The 17,517-nt window shown below is 57.0% G+C and carries 15 protein-coding genes; 10 read left to right on the top strand and 5 right to left on the bottom strand.

The features are described from left to right. Nucleotides 1–81: 81 nt before the first annotated feature. On the bottom strand, nt 82–1,254 hold the full coding sequence (gene hmpA, locus B347_RS0105045; RefSeq protein WP_019408621.1) for an NO-inducible flavohemoprotein: 1,173 nt from the start codon (nt 1,252–1,254) through the stop codon (nt 82–84). A 156-nt stretch (nt 1,255–1,410) separates the two neighbouring features. Here hmpA and norR point away from each other — a divergent pair, with 156 nt between their 5' ends. The 3 genes from norR (at nt 1,411) to B347_RS0105030 (ending at nt 4,426) form a co-directional block, all read left to right on the top strand. Then, entirely contained in the window at nt 1,411–2,955 is a 1,545-nt protein-coding gene (gene norR / locus B347_RS0105040) for a nitric oxide reductase transcriptional regulator NorR (RefSeq protein WP_019408620.1), read from the top strand. Between the two features lie 92 nt (nt 2,956–3,047). Next, the gene (locus B347_RS0105035) at nt 3,048–3,947 is read left to right on the top strand and encodes a chemotaxis protein (protein WP_019408619.1); all 900 of its coding nucleotides are present in this window, start codon (nt 3,048–3,050) and stop codon (nt 3,945–3,947) included. Nucleotides 3,948–3,952: 5 nt separating this feature from the next. Further along, a complete protein-coding gene (locus tag B347_RS0105030) occupies nt 3,953–4,426 on the top strand; it encodes a GNAT family N-acetyltransferase (RefSeq protein WP_019408618.1) in 474 nt (157 codons plus the stop codon). Between the two features lie 28 nt (nt 4,427–4,454). On the opposite strand, the gene B347_RS0105025 is transcribed toward B347_RS0105030, so the two are convergent. Further along, nucleotides 4,455–4,706, bottom strand: coding sequence for a hypothetical protein (locus B347_RS0105025; protein WP_019408617.1), 252 nt, complete (start codon nt 4,704–4,706; stop codon nt 4,455–4,457). A gap of 83 nt (nt 4,707–4,789) precedes the next feature. After that, nucleotides 4,790–5,119 (bottom strand): hypothetical protein, encoded by a 330-nt coding sequence (locus tag B347_RS0105020; RefSeq protein ID WP_019408616.1) that lies wholly within the window; start codon nt 5,117–5,119, stop codon nt 4,790–4,792. A gap of 193 nt (nt 5,120–5,312) precedes the next feature. Between B347_RS0105020 and B347_RS0105015 the strand changes: the two genes are divergently transcribed. The 7 genes from B347_RS0105015 (at nt 5,313) to B347_RS0104985 (ending at nt 15,111) form a co-directional block, all read left to right on the top strand. Then, nucleotides 5,313–6,476: an efflux RND transporter periplasmic adaptor subunit gene (locus B347_RS0105015; RefSeq protein WP_019408615.1), complete on the top strand. Its 1,164-nt coding sequence runs from the start codon at nt 5,313–5,315 to the stop codon at nt 6,474–6,476. Continuing rightward, nucleotides 6,473–9,568: a multidrug efflux RND transporter permease subunit gene (locus tag B347_RS0105010; RefSeq protein ID WP_019408614.1), complete on the top strand. Its 3,096-nt coding sequence runs from the start codon at nt 6,473–6,475 to the stop codon at nt 9,566–9,568. The genes B347_RS0105015 and B347_RS0105010 overlap by 4 nt, the downstream gene beginning before the upstream one ends. An 8-nt stretch (nt 9,569–9,576) precedes the next feature. After that, nucleotides 9,577–10,251 carry a heavy metal response regulator transcription factor gene (locus B347_RS0105005; RefSeq protein WP_019408613.1) on the top strand — a complete coding sequence of 225 codons (675 nt, stop codon included), beginning with the start codon at nt 9,577–9,579 and terminating at the stop codon, nt 10,249–10,251. Further along, on the top strand, nt 10,244–11,623 hold the full coding sequence (locus B347_RS0105000; protein WP_019408612.1) for a heavy metal sensor histidine kinase: 1,380 nt from the start codon (nt 10,244–10,246) through the stop codon (nt 11,621–11,623). The genes B347_RS0105005 and B347_RS0105000 overlap by 8 nt, the downstream gene beginning before the upstream one ends. 141 nt (nt 11,624–11,764) lie before the next feature. Beyond that, nucleotides 11,765–11,989, top strand: a complete 225-nt coding sequence (locus B347_RS0104995; RefSeq protein ID WP_019408611.1) for a hypothetical protein — start codon at nt 11,765–11,767, stop codon at nt 11,987–11,989. A 192-nt stretch (nt 11,990–12,181) separates the two neighbouring features. Further along, nucleotides 12,182–13,501: an OprD family porin gene (locus B347_RS0104990; RefSeq protein ID WP_026013992.1), complete on the top strand. Its 1,320-nt coding sequence runs from the start codon at nt 12,182–12,184 to the stop codon at nt 13,499–13,501. A gap of 131 nt (nt 13,502–13,632) precedes the next feature. Continuing rightward, nucleotides 13,633–15,111, top strand: a complete 1,479-nt coding sequence (locus tag B347_RS0104985; protein ID WP_019408609.1) for a sensor domain-containing diguanylate cyclase — start codon at nt 13,633–13,635, stop codon at nt 15,109–15,111. 164 nt (nt 15,112–15,275) lie between these two features. Here the strand turns inward: B347_RS0104985 and lpxC are convergent, their stop codons facing one another. Together lpxC and ftsZ are read right to left on the bottom strand one after the other, a co-directional pair. After that, the gene (gene lpxC, locus B347_RS0104980; protein ID WP_019408608.1) at nt 15,276–16,187 is read right to left on the bottom strand and encodes a UDP-3-O-acyl-N-acetylglucosamine deacetylase; all 912 of its coding nucleotides are present in this window, start codon (nt 16,185–16,187) and stop codon (nt 15,276–15,278) included. A gap of 112 nt (nt 16,188–16,299) precedes the next feature. Continuing rightward, nucleotides 16,300–17,514: a cell division protein FtsZ gene (gene ftsZ / locus B347_RS0104975; RefSeq protein WP_019408607.1), complete on the bottom strand. Its 1,215-nt coding sequence runs from the start codon at nt 17,512–17,514 to the stop codon at nt 16,300–16,302. Nucleotides 17,515–17,517 lie beyond the last annotated feature (3 nt).

The raw sequence follows: 17,517 nt of genomic DNA, 5'->3' as shown, positions 1-17,517 counted from the left end.
CGTAGGAGCGAGCTTGCCTCGCGATCTTTTAAACGATCAAAAGATCGCGAGACAAGCTCGCTCCTACAGGGGATTTGCGGGTTATTCCAGGGCGGCAGCCGGGCCGAAGAATTCGTAGCGGCTTTGCTGCTCAGGTACGCCCAGCGCTTTCAAATGGCGTTTGACTGCGCCCATAAAGCCCTTAGGCCCCAGGAAGTACGCATCCACATCGCGCTCTTGTCCCAGCCATTCGCCCAGTAGCTCCTCAGACAGCAGCCCGACATGGTCAGCCAGCGCATCGGCTTCTTGGTAGCAGTAGAACCGTTGCAGTTGAGGGTGCTGCGCGGCCAGTTCATCGATCCAGTCACGGAATGCATGCACGTGAGCATTGCGCGCGCAGTGGATAAAACGAATCGGGCGTTGCGTGGCCAGCGCGGCTTCCAGCATCGGTAAGGTCGGGGTAATACCCACGCCACCACTGATCAGCACCAGCGGTTTTTCACTGGCAGTCAGGGTGAACTCCCCCGCTGGCGGGAACAGTTCAACAACGTCGCCCACTTGTAGGCGGTCATGCAGGTAGTTCGACACCACTCCACCCGCCTCGCGCTTAACGCTGATGCGATAGCGGCCGAGCTGAGCTAATGCCGACAACGAGTAGTTGCGGCGTACTTCTTCGCCATCAATATTGAGTTTGATGCCGATGTATTGGCCGGGTTCAAATTCAAGGATCGGTTGCTGATCGACCGGGCGGAAGTAGAACGAGGTGATTTCGGTGCTGTCGTCTAGCTTGGCCGCCAGTTGAAATGCTCGCCCACCGCGCCAGCCGCCAGGTGCGGCGGCTTTTTCGTCATAGATGGCACCTTCAGCCCCGATCAAAATATCCGCCAACTGGTTGTAGGCTGCGCCCCAAGCCGCGAGCACTTGCGGGGTCGCAATGTCACTGCCCAGCACTTCCTCAATGGCACGCAGCAGGCAAGTGCCGACAATCGGGTAATGCTCAGGCAAGATTTGCAACGCAACATGTTTGTTAATAATGCGTGCAACCAAGTCGCCCAACTGATCCAACTGGTCAATGTGCCGCGCGTACATCAACACGCCATTGGCCAATGCTCGTGGCTGGTCGCCACTCGCTTGGTTGGCTTGGTTAAACAGCGGTCTAACCTGTGGGTACTCGGTAAGCATCATGGTGTAAAAGTGCGTCATCAACGCCTCGCCACCACTCTCAAGTAGCGGCACAGTGGATTTAACGATGGCACGATCCTGAGCACTAAGCATAAGGTTGACTCCTAAACGTAGAGATAAAAGCTAATTACCTATTGAGTAGTCAGTTTTCATGCCAACTTTAAAGTCCTTTAAAAACAGCAACTTAAATACAATATAGTCATTATGACTCAAGCTGATTTATAGTCACTTCGACTACATGAGGTCAAAATGACTGCAAAACTGTTGCTTACTGCCCTGCTGCCATTGGTCGCGGACTTGTCTCGCGAACTGCCCGAAAGCGAGCGCTACCGACGCTTGCTTGAAGCCATGCGTGCCGTACTCCCCTGCGATGCTGCCGCACTGCTGCGCCTTGACGGCGAATGGCTGGTGCCGCTCGCGGTAGACGGTTTGAGCCTAGACACACTGGGACGGCGCTTTAAGGTCAGCGAGCACCCGCGCTTTGAAGTGCTGCTCAGCAGCCCTGGTCCGACGCGCTTTCCCAACCACTGCGAACTGCCAGACCCTTATGACGGACTGGTCGACGGGCTGGCCGAACACCTGGAAATTCACGACTGCATGGGCTGTCCGCTGTTTGTCGATGAGCGTCCCTGGGGCCTGCTGACCCTTGATGCGCTAGACCCGAAACGCTTTGAGCCTATTGAACTGGATGCCCTGCAAGCCTTTGCCAGCCTCGCAGCTGCCACGGTCAACGTGGCTCAACGTATTGAGCGCCTGGCGTTGCGGGTGGCTGACGAACAGCAAAAAGCCGAGCTATATCGCCAAGCCCATCACACGCCTAATAGAGAGCTGATCGGCCAGAGCAAAGCCCATAAACGCTTGCTCGAAGAAATTGCCCTGGTGGGCAGCAGCGACCTGACGGTATTGATCACCGGCGAAACCGGAGTCGGAAAGGAGTTGGTGGCACAAGCGATTCATGCGGCGTCGCCCCGTGCGGACAAACCGATGATCAGCCTGAACTGCGCCGCGCTGCCCGACACCTTGGTTGAGAGCGAGTTGTTTGGCCATGTGCGAGGCGCCTTTACCGGCGCAACCAGCGATCGGCGCGGCAAGTTCGAACTGGCCAATGGCGGCACGCTGTTTTTGGATGAAGTGGGCGAACTGTCACTGACCGTACAGGCCAAATTACTGCGCGTGCTGCAAAGCGGGCAGTTGCAGCGCCTAGGCTCGGATCAGGAGCATCAAGTGGATGTGCGCCTGATCGCCGCAACCAACCGCGACCTAGCCGAAGAGGTGCGCAGTGGTCGCTACCGCGCAGACTTTTACCATCGACTAAGCGTCTACCCGCTAAACGTGCCTGCCCTGCGTGAACGCGGGCGCGATGTGCTGTTGTTGAGCGGTTTCTTTCTGGAGCAAAACCGCTCGCGCATGGGCCTGGGCAGTTTGCGCCTGAGCCCGGACGCACAGGCCGCACTGACGCACTACTCATGGCCGGGCAATGTGCGCGAACTGGAGCATTTGATCGGCCGCAGCGCCCTTAAGGCATTAGGCAGTTGCAAAACCCGGCCACGGATCCTGACCTTGACTGCGGCGGATCTGGACTTGCCCGCCACCCCTCAAAACGCAGCCGTGATTGAGCCCCAGGTCATGCCGCTTGCCGTGGGCGACTTGCGCTTGGCCACCGAGAACTACCAGCGCCAGCTCATCAGCGCCTGCCTAGAACGCCATCAGCACAACTGGGCCAGCGCCGCGCGAGAGCTGGGGCTAGACCGGGCAAATCTGGGACGAATGGCCAAGCGCCTGGGCTTGAAATAAATACCCCTGTGAAGCTTCGATTGGCTCTGCCTACAGGAATCGGTAATAAGGTCGATAACCCGGAATCGCTGCCCCTACAACGGAAGGATTTTATGTCATCCACCCACGCCCGCGCCGACTCGATGTCTTTGCTGTTATTCACGTTGCGCAGCGGCAAACTGATGGCAATCAACCTGCTGAAGGTCAGTGAGATCATTCCGTGCCCGCCCTTGACCAAAATGCCCGAGTCGCACCCACACGTGAAAGGCATTGCCGTGTTACGCGGAGCGTCGCTGTCGGTCATCGATCTGAGTCGCGCTATTGGTGAGCAACCGTTGCTGGATCCCGACGGTGGCTGCTTGATCGTGACCGATGTCAGCCGTTCCAAGCAGGGATTACACGTGCAGGCCGTGAGTAAGATCGTGCATTGCCTGAGCACCGATATTCGTCCGCCGCCCTACGGCTCTGGCAAGCGCTCTTACATCACTGGCGTGACTCAAGTCGATGGCGCATTGGTCCAGGTGCTGGACATCGAAAAAGTGATTCACGGCATCACCCCTGCCCGCATTGAACAACACACTCAAACCCTCAGTCGCGAAGACACTAAGCTGCTGGCCAACGCACGGATTTTGGTGGTCGATGACAGCCAGGTGGCGCTGCAACAATCAGTGCTGACCTTGCGCAATCTCGGCCTGCACTGCCACACCGCTCGCAGCGCCAAGGAAGCCATCGACCGTCTACTGGAACTGCATGGCACCTCGGAGCAAATCAATGTGCTGGTCTCAGACATCGAAATGTCCGAGATGGACGGCTACGCCTTCACCCGCACCGTGCGCGAAACCCCAGACTTTGCGCATTTGTATGTGCTGCTGCACACCTCGCTCAACAGCGCCATGAACAGCGAGAAAGCCCGTCTGGCCGGAGCCAATGCGGTACTCACCAAGTTTTCGTCGCCTGAGTTGACGCAATGCCTGATCCTCGCCGCACGCACGGTGACAGAGCAAGGTTACTGACCTCGATGAGCGAGTATTGCCTGTTGTTGCGCAAAGACCTGCGCCAGCCCTTGGCCCCTGTGCAGTGGCCAAAAGGTATTCGGCTTACGCCACTGAACGATGAGCTGTTGCCGCGCGTACACGCCTTACTCGAACAGGGCTATGCCACCGGGCACGGCAGTGTTGAATCGCTGCTGGACTGGCAACACGCCCTGCTGCATGACGCCGAATATGACCCGCAATTGTGCTTTGTCAGCCTATTCAACGATGAAGTGGCGGGCGTGGCTCAAGCCTGGACCAGCGCTTATCTCAAAGACCTGGTGGTGCATCCACGCTTGCAGGGGCGCGGCGTGGGCGGTGCATTGCTCAGCCATGTGTTCCGCGTGTTCAAGCAACGTGGGGAGCCCAGCGTCGACCTGAAGGTCATGGAACACAATCACCCAGCCCGTCGCCTTTACCTGCGGCACGGCATGCAGGTAATCCGCCGCGAAGCGCTATAAGCCGCCGGCAGTTTGGAAGGACCTTAAATTAGCGCTTACCCATCGAACGACGCGTGCCAGCAGGGGCTGCGCCAGGGGTTTTACGGTGGCCATGACCTTCGCCCTTTTTGTAATGCGTCTGCCCTTCGGTGTTGCCCTTGGCCTTGGCAAACTCAGAAGGTTTGAACGGGAAGGTGAACGCTGGAATCACCGGCTTTTGCGGGGTGTTCACAGCAGTTTCGTTTTCAGCCTGTTCAGCGCTCACGGCATCAGGAGCAGTCGGTTGTGTAGGAGTAGTCATGAAAGCTCCGGAATACGGGTAAGGATCAGGCCAGTGGGCACAAGACGGCGCAGTATACCTGCCCGATCTACCCCGCGGAGCACTCACCGGTAGGAAATCGTCAATAGGCCTCTTTTGCCGCCAGACGGGTTGGCGCTGGTTTTCAGTTCTTCAAATGAGGTATCAATCTGCGGCTCTGTGCCAAGGAGACCTGCGAAGGGCATGTGAACGGCAATCACAACGCCTGGGATCACTTCGATGAGGTTTGTTGCCTCCCCCAAATCCACGCCATTGGCTGGCCTTATATCGTAAGACGGCTCAGTAATTGCACCGTGAAAGCGAATCACCCCGCCACTCACCACCGATTGTGCGTTTACCTCACCCGAGAACAGAAAAATCGTGCAAGCCGTAAAACCCAGCACCCAGTTCGTCATTCACCCCATCCTCTTTAAAGGAAAGGCTTCAGCCCTTCCTATAAAAGCTATCGACGCGGGCGGATCTTTCTTGACACCCATGACACTTTTTTTACCCGCCTGTCCGTAATGTCAGTTTGCTGTCACCTTGCTGACCGGGTCGAAACGCTATAACCGTCACATCCCTTTTCCACGCACACGGCGTCTTTACGGCATGGGCATTCAAGCTAAAAAAATACTAGTGGGCACGTTGGTTATTGTCCTGATAGGCGCCGTTATATGGCAGTTCAAACGCCCCATACCGAACAAATCAGTCGCGGGCATGCCTGTCCCGGTGCGCGTTATTCAAGTGGTGCAGCACGATGTGCCGCGCTATGTCAACGGAATCGGCGCCGTGCTGTCGCTGCACAGTGTGATGATTCGCCCGCAGATTGACGGCATCCTCACTCAGTTGCTGGTAAAAGAAGGTCAGACCGTCAACGCCGGTGATCTGTTGGCCACCTTGGATGATCGCTCGATCAAAGCCAGCCTCGCTCAGGCCAACGCGCAACTGGGACAAAATCAAGCGCAGTTGCAAGGCGCACTGATCGATCTCAAACGTTACCAGTTGCTCAGCGTCGACAACGGTGTCTCCAAACAAACACTTGATCAACAGCAAGCGCTGGTTAATCAACTAAAAGCCACCGCGCAGGGCAATCAGGCGGCCATTGAGGCCGCCAAAGTGCAGCTGTCGTATACGCAGATTCATTCTCCGGTGACGGGACGCGTGGGAATTCGCGCGGTCGATCCGGGTAACTTCCTACGGGTCAGCGATACCCAAGGGCTGTTTTCCGTCACCCAACTCGACCCGATTGCCGTTGAGTTTTCGCTGCCTCAGCAATGGTTGCCAACCTTGCACGCGTTACTCGCCGCCAAAGACCCTGCGCGGGTCAAAGCCTTCGTGGGTGACGCCGATCCCAGCAGCACACTGCTGGGCGAAGGCCGCTTGAGCCTGATTGATAACCAGGTGTCGGCCACGACCGGCACGATCAAAGTCAAAGCTCAGTTCGACAACCCTACACACACGCTGTGGCCGGGGCAGTTGGTGAATATCGAGGTTCAGACCGGCCTCGATCAACACGCGCTGGTTGTACCGCCGCAAGTGGTGCAGCGCGGGCTGGACAATTATTTCGTGTACCGGGTCAAAGGCGATGAGGTCGAAACCGTGCCCGTGCAAGTGGTGTATCAAGACACCGAGCTAACTATCGTCAGCGGCGTCAATGTGGGCGATACGCTGGTCAGCGATGGCCAGTCGCGGCTTAAACCCGGCTCACGGATAGAAACCTTGAGCGAGCCAACCCTTGGTAACGCGGACAACGTTAAACCGGTGCAACCATGACCCCTAGCCGTTCACTTTCGGCCTGGTGCGTTGACCATCCGGTTGCCACGGTTTTGTTGACGTTCGCCCTGGTGTTGTTGGGGGTGATTGCCTTTCCGCGCCTGCCGGTTGCCCCGTTGCCCGAGGCGGAGTTCCCGACCATTCAGGTCTCGGCGCAACTGCCCGGCGCCAGCCCGGACACCATGGCGTCGTCGGTCGCAACGCCGCTGGAGGTGCAGTTCAGCGCCATTCCCGGCATGACGCAAATGACGTCCAGCAGCGCGCTGGGCTCGACCACGCTGACCCTGCAATTCACCCTTGAAAAAAGCATCGATACCGCCGCTCAAGAAGTCCAAGCCGCGATCAACACCGCGTCCGGCAAACTGCCTAAAGACATGCCGACACTGCCGACCTGGAAGAAGGTCAACCCGGCTGACAGCCCGGTGCTGATTCTGAGCATCAGTTCGGTTCTGATGCCCGGCACTGAACTCAGTGATTACGTCGAAACCCTGCTTGCCCGGCAAATTAGCCAGATCGACGGCGTGGGCCTGATCAACATTACCGGCCAGCAACGTCCGGCAATCCGGGTGCAAGCCTCAGCCGACAAATTGGCCGCCATCGGCCTGACCTTGGCCGACATCCGCCTAGCCCTGCAACAAACCAGCCTCAACCTGGCCAAGGGCGCGCTGTACGGGCCATCGAGCATTTCCACGCTGTCGACCAACGACCAGTTGTTCGATGCCGAGGAGTACGGCCAGTTGATCGTCTCGTACAAAGACGGCGCGCCGGTGCAGCTACGCGACGTGGCGCGGGTGATCAACGGTTCCGAGAACGACTACGTGCAAGCCTGGTCCGGGCACCAGCCGGGGCTCAACCTGGTGATTTCACGCCAGCCGGGGGCCAACATCGTAGACACCGTGGACCGAATTCAAGCCGCCCTGCCCGGCTTGCAAGCCATGCTCCCGGCCTCGGTTGAGGTGACGGTGCTGAGCGACCGGACCAAAACTATTCGCGCCTCCCTGCATGAAGTTGAAATCACCCTGCTGATCGCGGTGCTGCTGGTGGTCGCGGTGATGGCGCTGTTCTTGCGCCAATGGTCGGCCACCTTAATTGTGTCGGCGGTACTCGGCGTATCGCTGATCGCCAGCTTCGCCCTGATGTACGTGCTCGGGTTCAGCCTGAACAACCTGACGCTGGTAGCGATTGTGGTGGCCGTGGGGTTTGTGGTCGACGATGCGATTGTGGTGGTGGAGAACATCCATCGCCATCTCGAAGCCGGCGAAAGCATGCGCGACGCGGCGATCAAGGGTTCCAGCGAGATTGGCTTTACCGTGGTCTCGATCAGCTTCTCGCTGGTGGCGGCCTTTATCCCGCTATTGTTTATGGGCGGCGTGGTCGGGCGGCTGTTTAAAGAGTTCGCCCTGACCGCGACCTCGACCATCATGATTTCGGTGCTGGTGTCGTTGACCCTGGCGCCCACCTTGGCTGCGCTGTTTATGCGCTCGCCCGTGCATCACCCCGACGCCAAACCCGGTTTTGGCGAACGCTTGCTGGCGCTATATGAAAAAGGCTTGAAGCGTGCCTTGGCCCACCAGCGGCTGATGCTGGGGGTTTTCGGCGTGACGCTGGCCATGGCCATCGTCGGCTATGTACTGATCCCCAAGGGATTCTTCCCGGTACAAGACACCGGCTTTGTGCTGGGCACCACCGAGGCAGCCTCTGATATTTCATTCGCGGACATGAAGCAAAAACACTTGGCCCTGGCCAAAATTGTCAGCGCAGACCCGGCCGTGCAGGCTTTTTCGCACTCGGTGGGCGTCACCGGTAGCAACCAGACCATCGCCAACGGCCGCTTCTGGATTGCCCTAAAGGACCGGGGGGATCGTGATGTGTCGGCCAGCGAGTTTATCGACCGTATCCGCCCGCAACTGGCCAAGGTACCGGGCATCGTGCTGTACCTGCGAGCAGGGCAAGACATCAACTTGAGCTCCGGGCCAAGTCGCAGCCAGTACCAGTACGTGCTCAAGAGTAACGACGGGCCGACGCTCACGACTTGGACGCAGCGCCTGACGGAAAAACTGCGCGCCAACCCCGCCTTCCGCGACCTGTCCAACGACCTGCAACTGGGCGGCAGCATCACCCACATCAACATCGATCGCAAAGCCGCGGCACGCTTTGGCCTGACCGCCACCGACGTCGACGAAGCGTTGTACGACGCCTTCGGTCAGCGCCAGATCAATGAGTTCCAGACCGAAATCAACCAGTACAACGTGATTCTTGAGGTCGACACCCAGCAGCGCGGCAAGGCCGAAAGCCTGAACTACTTCTACCTGCGCTCACCGCTAACGGGCGAGATGGTGCCGCTGTCGGCCCTGGCCAAGGTGGATGCCCCCACCAGCGGCCCGCTGTCGATCAGCCATGACGGGATGTTTCCGGCCGCTAACCTGTCGTTCAACTTGGCCCCCGGCGTGGCCTTGGGCGATGCAGTGCTAATGCTCAATCAGGCGAAGAATGAAATCGGCATGCCGAGCACCATCAGCGGCAACTTCCAGGGCGCCGCGCAAGCCTTCCAAAGCTCATTGGCCAGCCAACCGTGGCTGATTCTGGCAGCGCTGGTGGCGGTGTACATCATTCTGGGGGTGCTGTACGAAAGCTTTGTGCACCCACTGACGATCATCTCGACCTTGCCTTCTGCGGGTCTGGGCGCGCTGTTGATGCTGTGGATATGTGGCCAGGACTTCTCGATCATGGCTCTGATCGGGCTGGTGCTGTTGATCGGGATCGTCAAGAAAAACGGCATTCTAATGATCGACTTCGCGCTCGACGCCCAGCGCAGCCGTGGCCTAAGCCCAGAAGCCGCGATCTATGAAGCCTGCATCACGCGTTTTCGACCGATCATCATGACCACCCTCGCCGCCTTGCTCGGCGCGCTGCCGCTGATGCTCGGCTACGGCACCGGCGCCGAACTGCGCCAGCCATTGGGGATTGCCGTGGTCGGCGGCTTGCTGGTGAGCCAAGCGCTGACGCTGTTTACCACGCCCGTCATATACTTGTGGCTCGAACGATTGTTCCATCGATCCCAACCTGCCCGCTCACTGGCGGCGGATCACTGAGGCGGTTTATGCGCGTTCTAATTATTGAAGATGAAGAAAAAACCGCCGACTACCTGCATCGTGGGCTAACAGAGCAAGGGTATACGGTGGATGTGGCACGCGACGGCGTCGAGGGTTTGCACCTGGCGCTCGAAAGCGATTACGCCGTGATAGTGCTCGACGTGATGTTGCCGGGCATCGATGGCTTTGGTGTGCTGCGGGCCTTGCGCGCACGCAAACAAACGCCGGTGATCATGCTGACTGCCCGCGAGCGTGTTGAAGACCGGATTCGCGGCTTGCGCGAAGGCGCGGACGATTATTTGGGCAAGCCGTTTTCGTTTTTAGAACTGGTCGCCCGCCTGCAAGCCTTGACCCGGCGCAGTGGCGGTCATGAGCCCGTGCAAGTGACTGTCGATGACCTGTGGATAGATTTGATCAGCCGCAAAGCCAGTCGCGCCGGAAGTCGCCTGGACCTGACCGCTAAAGAATTCGCATTGCTCAGCGTGCTGGCACGGCGTCAGGGCGAAATTCTCTCGAAGACTTCGATTGCCGAGATGGTTTGGGACATCAATTTCGACAGTGACGCCAACGTGGTCGAAGTCGCGATCAAGCGCCTGCGCGCTAAGCTAGACGGGCCTTTCGAGCACAAGTTGCTGCACACCATTCGTGGCATGGGGTACGTGTTGGAGCGGCGCAGTGTTTAAACGGCCCAACGGCTTGAACTCTATCGCCCTGCGTCTGAGTGCGATGTTCACGCTGGTGGCCTTGCTGGTGTTTGTATTGATCGGCGGGGCGCTGTATCAGCAGGTCGACAAGGGTATAGGCCTGTTGCCCGAAGCCGAATTGGATGCGCGGTTCAGCGTGCTGGAGTCGTCAATCAACCGTTTTGGCAACCCGGATCACTGGGCCAAGATCAGCGCAAAACTCACCCTGCTCAGCGAAGAAGACAAACGCATCCGATTTTGGGCCGTGAGCGGCGACCCTCACTACGAATACGGCGCGCCCGACGCGCAAATACGCGCCTTTGCCCAGAGTCCGACAGGCGTTCGCGACTTATACATACCCGGCAAGGCGGCCCCCTACAAGGTGCTGATCAATCAAATCCCGGCCAAGGAGCAACGCCCGGCGCTGCGATTTTTAATCGCCATCAACACCGAAACCTTTCGTCAGACCCAACACCATTTGCTGGTTGCCTTGATCAGCCTCGCAATCATTGGCGTACTGCTGGCATCCGCCTTGGGTTATTGGGTGGCGCATATCGGCCTCAAGCCCTTGATCAAACTGTCGCAGGAAGCGCAAAAACTGGCGCCCCCGCGCTTGTCCGGTCGGCTCAAGTTGTCGCCGCTGGCACCTGAACTTGAGCAATTGGTCAGTGCCTTCAATTCAACCCTGGACCGGGTTGAACAGGCCTATACGCGCCTTGAGTCCTTCAATGCCGACGTGGCCCACGAACTGCGCTCACCGTTGACTAACCTGATCGGCCAGACCCAAGTAGCGCTGACCCGCGGGCGCTCCGCCGAACATTATTTTGAAGTGCTGCAATCCAACCTAGAGGAGCTCGAACGGCTGCGCAGCATCATCAATGACATGCTGTTTCTGGCCAGCGCAGATCAAGGCAGCAAGGCCAGCAAACTTACCCGTGCGTCACTGGCGGGCGAAGTGGCAACCACGTTGGATTATCTGGAGTTCATTCTTGAGGACGCGCAAGTCACGGTGCAGGTGAGCGGCGATGCCGAGGTCAACATCGAAACGGCCCATTTGCGCCGGGCGTTGATCAACTTACTGAGCAATGCCGTGCAGCACACCGAAGCCGGGCAGCAGATTGAGGTATTGATCGAGCACACCGGCAAACGAGCAAGTATCAGCATCAGTAACCCTGGGCAAGCGATTAGCGCAGAGCATTTGCCGCGCTTATTTGAGCGTTTCTACCGGGTAGATGCCGCCCGCCATAACAGCGGCGCCAATCACGGCCTTGGGCTGGCCATTGTCAAAGCCATTGCGCTGATGCATGGCGGGGATGTGTTTGTACGCAGCGCTGACGGGCGCAATACATTTGGGCTGTATTTACCGGTCTGACAACCTCGCCTCCATAGTTCAGTGCTTTCCTTTGTTACTCAAAACGCAACAGTCCTTGTACGAATACGCTCTGTTTCGTGTGCAGCTGGCGCTATAAATTAGCGCCATCACACAGCACTTGCTAAGCAAGAAGGTCCTGAAATGTCCACCAGTATGGGTATGGCTAGCGTTTTCGTTTTGTCGTCTTTGTTGTTGTCACCTTTGGCAATGGCGGAAGAATCACCTGCGTTTATCGCTCAAAATGCAGCCCGCGCAGCCGCCTTTGAAGAGCACCAAACGGAACTCGCAGCCAGCCATAAAAATGATGCAAAACCCCAGCAAACGCAGGTTAAAACCAGCGTGTCGAATGAATCAAAAGACAGCTGATTTCACGTGCAAGAAACTCCCGACACAGTCAGTCTCAGGCCTCATATGTGACTGATTGTTTCAAAAGCCGCTATGCTAGCGGCTTTTTTTTGTTTTAAAAAAAGGCATTACCTCCGTAGGGATGCCTGCAAATAAGAACTGAATACGTAAAGAAAATAAAAACTGCCGCCACTATCAAGGAGCCTCCCAATGGTGAAGCACTCCCTTAAGCTCAGTCCTTTATTCATCGCATTAACTGCAATGATTCCGGTACTTGCACACGCTGACGACGACACGCCCAAAGACGGTTTTATCGACGGTTCAAGCCTGAACCTGCACCTGCGCAACTACTACATGAACCACGACATCCGCAGCTCCCATCTTGATGACAGCAAAGAATGGGGCCAAGGCTTCATCGCCAAGTTCTCATCAGGCTTCACGCCCGGCGTGGTCGGTTTTGGACTGGATGCCTATGGCATGCTGGGCCTGAAACTGGACGGTGGTGGCGGCACAGATGGCAGCAGCATCCTGCCGGTCGGCAGTGGCAACGGCAAAGCACCCACCGATTTTTCGTCGGGTGGTGCCGCGTTTAAAATGCGAGCGTTTGATACCGAACTCAAAGCCGGTGACCTGTTTTTAACCAACCCGGTAATTGCGGGCGGTGAAACACGCATGCTGCCGCAGACCTTCCAAGGCATTAGCCTGACCAACCACAGTTTCGCTGGGTGGATGTTCGAGGGTGGCCAGGTCAGTTTCGACAAGCCTTACAACCAGAGCGGCATGAGGCGCCTGACCACTACCTACGGCGATTTGGGCGACCAGACCACTAAACACCTGACCTGGGCGGGCGCGGCGTTCAGCGGCATGCCCGAGATCACCAGCAACCTGTACGCGGCGCAACTCAAGGATGTGTGGAACCAGTACTACTACGATCTGGATTACACCCACACCCTGAGCGACAGCGTTACCCTGAACCCCGGCCTGCATTTCTATCACACGCAGGACAGCGGCAAGGCGCTTCTGGGTGACATCAGCAACAACACCTTCAGCCTGCACATGGCGGTGGGGATTGACGGGCACAAAGTGACAGCGGTGTATCAGCGGGTCAACGGCAATACCCCGTTTGACTACATCAACCAAGGCGACAGCATTTACCTCGACAACTCGCAGCAGTATTCGGATTTCAACGGCCCGAACGAGCGCTCCTGGAAACTGCAATACGAGTATGACTTCGCCGGCCTCGGTATTCCCGGCCTAACCAGCACTGCCTCGTACTCACGCGGTGAGTTGGACCTGACCAAAGCCGCCCCCAACAGCATCGGCTACAGCAACTGGTACAACCCCGACGGCAAAAACGCCCATCACTGGGAGCGAGACCTGGGCCTCAAGTATGTGGTTCAGGAAGGCAAAGCCAAAAACCTGGGCCTGACCCTGCGCTGGGCAACCAACCGGGGCAATGCGGTTTATCAAACAGTCGACCATGACGTTGATGAGTACCGCGTGATTATTGACTATCCTCTCGATGTGTTTTAAATCGTGACCAAAAGGCCAGCTTTTTAGCTGGCCTTGTGCCTAAAGGGCTGTACCTAAGGGCGTGTACGATTTACCGCCGCGAGGGAAATGCCATTAAATACTCTTTGCGTACACCCATCATTACTCGAGGCATGTTGATCGGGACAGCCGTGTGCACGGTTGTTGTGATTCTCAGCATCGTCGGCTTTTTACTGGTCCGCGAGTACCGCAATACCGAAGAAGATGCAAAGCGCTCAGCGCTAAACATTGTGCAATTGATCAATCGCGATATTCGCAACACCTTCTCCATCTATGATTCGGCGCTCAGCAGCCTGATCGAATTGCTGCAAACCAAGGCTTTGTCCACGCTACCGACGCAAACCCAGCATTCATTGCTCTTTGACAGGACCAATGAGACTCCATCTAATGCCGGGTTCTTTGTGCTGGACGCTCAAGGCAAGCTGATAACCCGCTCCAAACCAGACATACACATTCCAGACAACGCCAACCAACAGCCGTGGTTCAAAGCTCATTTGAACAGCACCAGCACCGACCTGAACATCAGCCATCCTTACCTAGCCAACCCGGACACCCAGGACTGGGTCATTATTCTCAGCCGTAGAGTTTCGGCGCCAGACGGTGCGTTTGCGGGGGTTGCTGCAGGGGAAATGAAGCTGGCCTATTTTCAAAGTCTGTTTCGGGGCTTGGACATTGGGCCGACGGGCAACATCAGCATCCTGAACACGGACGGCACACTCATGATGCAATACCCGCCAACCACCGTACTCGCTATCGGCCAAGACCTTAGCCATGCATCGAACTTTATTCGGCTTATAAACGATCGTTATGGCAGTTTTATGGCCATTTCGGGGGTCTACCACCATAAACGCCTGTTCAACTTTGCCCAAGTTCGCGACCTGCCCATCATCGTAGTGGTGGCAGTCTCGGCTTGGAGTATTTTTGACAACTGGCAGCACACCGCCCTGATAATCGGCAGCGTAACGCTGATGTTGTGCCTGGGTTTACTGTGGCTGACTTGGCTCCTGATTCGCGAACTGCATCTGCGCCATTATGCAGAACACGAACTCGCGGCACTGGCATCGACCGACCCTATGACGGGGCTGGCTAACCGTCGCACCCTAGATCGGATCCTGGATCTGGAATGGCGCAGAGTGCAACGCACGGGTAACCCGGTTTCGCTGATCATGATCGACATAGACCACTTCAAAACCTTCAATGACAGCTACGGGCATCAAGCAGGTGATGAGGCGATACGCCAAGTGGCGCAGGTCATTAAGGCCCACGTACGACGCCCAGCAGACCTGACAGCCCGCTACGGAGGTGAAGAGTTCGCGCTGGTGCTGACAGAAACTGACGCTGCTGGCACACGGCAGCTCTCCGAGAAAATTCGCCTAGCCGTTGAGTACATGCCGCCGGTGATGCCGGGCCATCGAACGCTGACTGTCAGCGTGGGATCGTGCACCCGTTATGCAAAACCTGGGGAACATCAGGACACTCTGCTCAGCGCTGCCGATAAAGCGCTGTATCAGGCCAAAAAAGGTGGACGAAACCGAGTGGTGAACATCAATGAGACGGGGCTAAATGCGCTGAAGCCCAAACCAGCCAGCTAAGCCCTTGCCTGGCGATCGCTTAAAAGAGCAAAAGAGCGCGAAGCAAGCTCCCTCCTCCAGTTGGACTGCGTGCAGCGCTTTAATAAACGGAATAGCCTGCGAGAGCGCACAAAAAAAAAGACCACCCGAGGGTGGCCTTCAAAAACTAGAGAAAGAAGTTTTACTTAAACTGCCGCAACCGGACGCATGTACGAGATCGGTGCAGTGCTGGCGTCTTCAAAGGTCACGACTTCCCACGCATCTTTCTGCTCAATCAGCTTGCGAAGCAGCTGGTTGTTCAGTGCATGGCCAGACTTGAAGCCCTTGAACTCACCAATCAGGCTATTGCCCAACAGGTAGAGATCGCCAATGGCGTCGAGGATTTTGTGCTTCACAAATTCGTCTTCGTAGCGAAGACCGTCTTCGTTCAGCACACCATCCGAATCGACTACGATCGCGTTTTCCACGCTGCCACCGAGTGCGAGGTTGTGCTTGCGCAGGTACTCGATGTCACTCATGAAGCCAAAGGTACGCGCGCGGCTGACTTCTTTTACAAACGAAGTGCTTGAGAAATCCACGGTTGCGCTTTGGGTGCGGTTACGGAAAACAGGGTGGTCGAAATCGATCTCGAAGCTCACCTTGAAGCCTTCGAAAGGGACGAAAGTGGCGCGTTTGTCGCCATCTTCCACTGTCACTTCACGCAGGATACGGATGAACTTCTTCGGCGCGTCCTGTTCTTCCAGGCCGGCAGATTGAATCAGAAACACGAAAGGTCCGGCGCTACCGTCCATAATCGGGACTTCAGACGCGGAGAGTTCGACGTAGGCGTTATCGATCCCCAGGCCAGCCATGGCCGAGAGCAAGTGCTCTACCGTGTCTACTTTTACATCGCCGTTGACCAACGTGGTCGACATCGTTGTCTCGCCGACGTTTTCCGCGCGGGCAGGAATCTGCACAACAGGGTCAAGGTCTGCACGACAAAACACAATGCCGGTGTCCACAGGCGCAGGCTTGAGGGTCAGATAGACCTTCTCACCGGAGTGCAGGCCGACACCTGTGGCACGGATAATATTTTTCAGGGTGCGTTGTTTAATCATGGCATTGGCCGCTTCAGCGCAAATTGCGAACTGGTATCAACAAAGGCTGGCGATAATAGCAGACCGAACCTTTGCTGAACACCAATCACCTTAATCCCCCTGATTGATTTCATTAATCAGCCTGACGACGCAGGAATGCCGGGATGTCCAGGTAGTCCAAGTCATCTTGTGGATTCAGTTTGGCCGCCGCAGTAGCGCCATGCTGAGCCTGATTACGCATCACGGTCGGGCGATCCAGATCACGGTAGTTAACCGCTGGCAGTTCCTGGCGCTCTACACGGGTTTCTTGACGCGATGGAGCCGACTGGGCCGATTGAGCCGCGTACGACGCCTGAACGGTGTTGTCGATCACTTTGACCGGCTTCTCGATTTTCGCGCCCAGACCAGTAGCAACCACGGTCACGTGCAGTTCGTCGCGCATGTCCGGATCGATAACGGTACCGACTTTGACCATGGCGTGTTCCGACGCGAAGGCTTCGATGATGCTACCCACGTCGGAGTACTCACCCAGAGACAGGTCAGGACCGGCAGTGATGTTAACCAGGATGCCGCGAGCGCCTTCCAGGTTCACATCTTCAAGCAACGGGTTGCGAATCGCCGCTTCAGTTGCTTCACGTGCACGGTTCGGACCGCTGGCGCAGCCAGTGCCCATCATCGCCATGCCCATTTCGCTCATCACCGTACGTACGTCGGCAAAGTCGACGTTGATCATGCCCGGACGCTTGATGATGTCGGAGATACCGCGAACGGCACCGGCCAGTACGTCATCGGCCTTGGCGAACGCCGACAACAGGCTTGCGTCTTTACCGAGGATGGTCAGCAGTTTTTCGTTCGGAATCGTGATCAACGAATCGACGCTTTCGGACAACAGACGAATACCTTCGTCAGCGATCTGCATGCGCTTGCGACCTTCGAACGGGAACGGACGAGTCACCACCGCAACGGTGAGAATCCCCATTTCCTTGGCCACTTCAGCGATGATCGGCGCAGCACCGGTACCGGTACCTCCGCCCATGCCCGTGGTGATGAACACCATGTTGGTGCCCTGCAGCACTTCTGCGATGCGCTCGCGGTCTTCCAGAGCGGCCTGACGACCGACCTCAGGGTTTGCGCCGGCACCCAGACCTTTGGTCACGCCAGTGCCCAATTGCAGGATGGTACGCGCGCCAATGCTTTTCAGCGCTTGCGCGTCAGTGTTGGCGCAGATGAATTCCACACCTTCGATGTTGCTCTTAACCATGTGGTTAACAGCATTGCCACCGCCACCACCAACACCGATAACTTTAATTACCGGGCTTTGCGGGATGTTGTCTACGAGTTCGAACATGGT

Origin of the sequence: Pseudomonas psychrophila HA-4, assembly GCF_000282975.1 — a bacterium.
GTDB classification, from domain to species: domain Bacteria; phylum Pseudomonadota; class Gammaproteobacteria; order Pseudomonadales; family Pseudomonadaceae; genus Aquipseudomonas; species Aquipseudomonas psychrophila_A.
The sequence above is the reverse complement of the archived record's forward strand: the minus strand, read 5'-3'. Positions and strand labels throughout refer to the sequence as shown.

Bases quoted from the DNA above. Each gene is read 5' to 3' on its own strand.
- hmpA (WP_019408621.1), bottom strand. From the start codon at position 1,254: ATGCTTAGTGCTCAGGATCGTGCCATCGTTAAATCCACTGTGCCGCTA.
- lpxC (WP_019408608.1), bottom strand. From the start codon at position 16,187: ATGATTAAACAACGCACCCTGAAAAATATTATCCGTGCCACAGGTGTC.
- B347_RS0104985 (WP_019408609.1), top strand. From the start codon at position 13,633: ATGTTGATCGGGACAGCCGTGTGCACGGTTGTTGTGATTCTCAGCATC.
- B347_RS0104995 (WP_019408611.1), top strand. From the start codon at position 11,765: ATGTCCACCAGTATGGGTATGGCTAGCGTTTTCGTTTTGTCGTCTTTG.
- B347_RS0105025 (WP_019408617.1), bottom strand. From the start codon at position 4,706: ATGACTACTCCTACACAACCGACTGCTCCTGATGCCGTGAGCGCTGAA.
- B347_RS0105015 (WP_019408615.1), top strand. From the start codon at position 5,313: ATGGGCATTCAAGCTAAAAAAATACTAGTGGGCACGTTGGTTATTGTC.
- B347_RS0105030 (WP_019408618.1), top strand. From the start codon at position 3,953: ATGAGCGAGTATTGCCTGTTGTTGCGCAAAGACCTGCGCCAGCCCTTG.
- B347_RS0105020 (WP_019408616.1), bottom strand. From the start codon at position 5,119: ATGACGAACTGGGTGCTGGGTTTTACGGCTTGCACGATTTTTCTGTTC.
- norR (WP_019408620.1), top strand. From the start codon at position 1,411: ATGACTGCAAAACTGTTGCTTACTGCCCTGCTGCCATTGGTCGCGGAC.
- ftsZ (WP_019408607.1), bottom strand. From the start codon at position 17,514: ATGTTCGAACTCGTAGACAACATCCCGCAAAGCCCGGTAATTAAAGTT.
- B347_RS0105005 (WP_019408613.1), top strand. From the start codon at position 9,577: ATGCGCGTTCTAATTATTGAAGATGAAGAAAAAACCGCCGACTACCTG.
- B347_RS0105010 (WP_019408614.1), top strand. From the start codon at position 6,473: ATGACCCCTAGCCGTTCACTTTCGGCCTGGTGCGTTGACCATCCGGTT.
- B347_RS0105035 (WP_019408619.1), top strand. From the start codon at position 3,048: ATGTCATCCACCCACGCCCGCGCCGACTCGATGTCTTTGCTGTTATTC.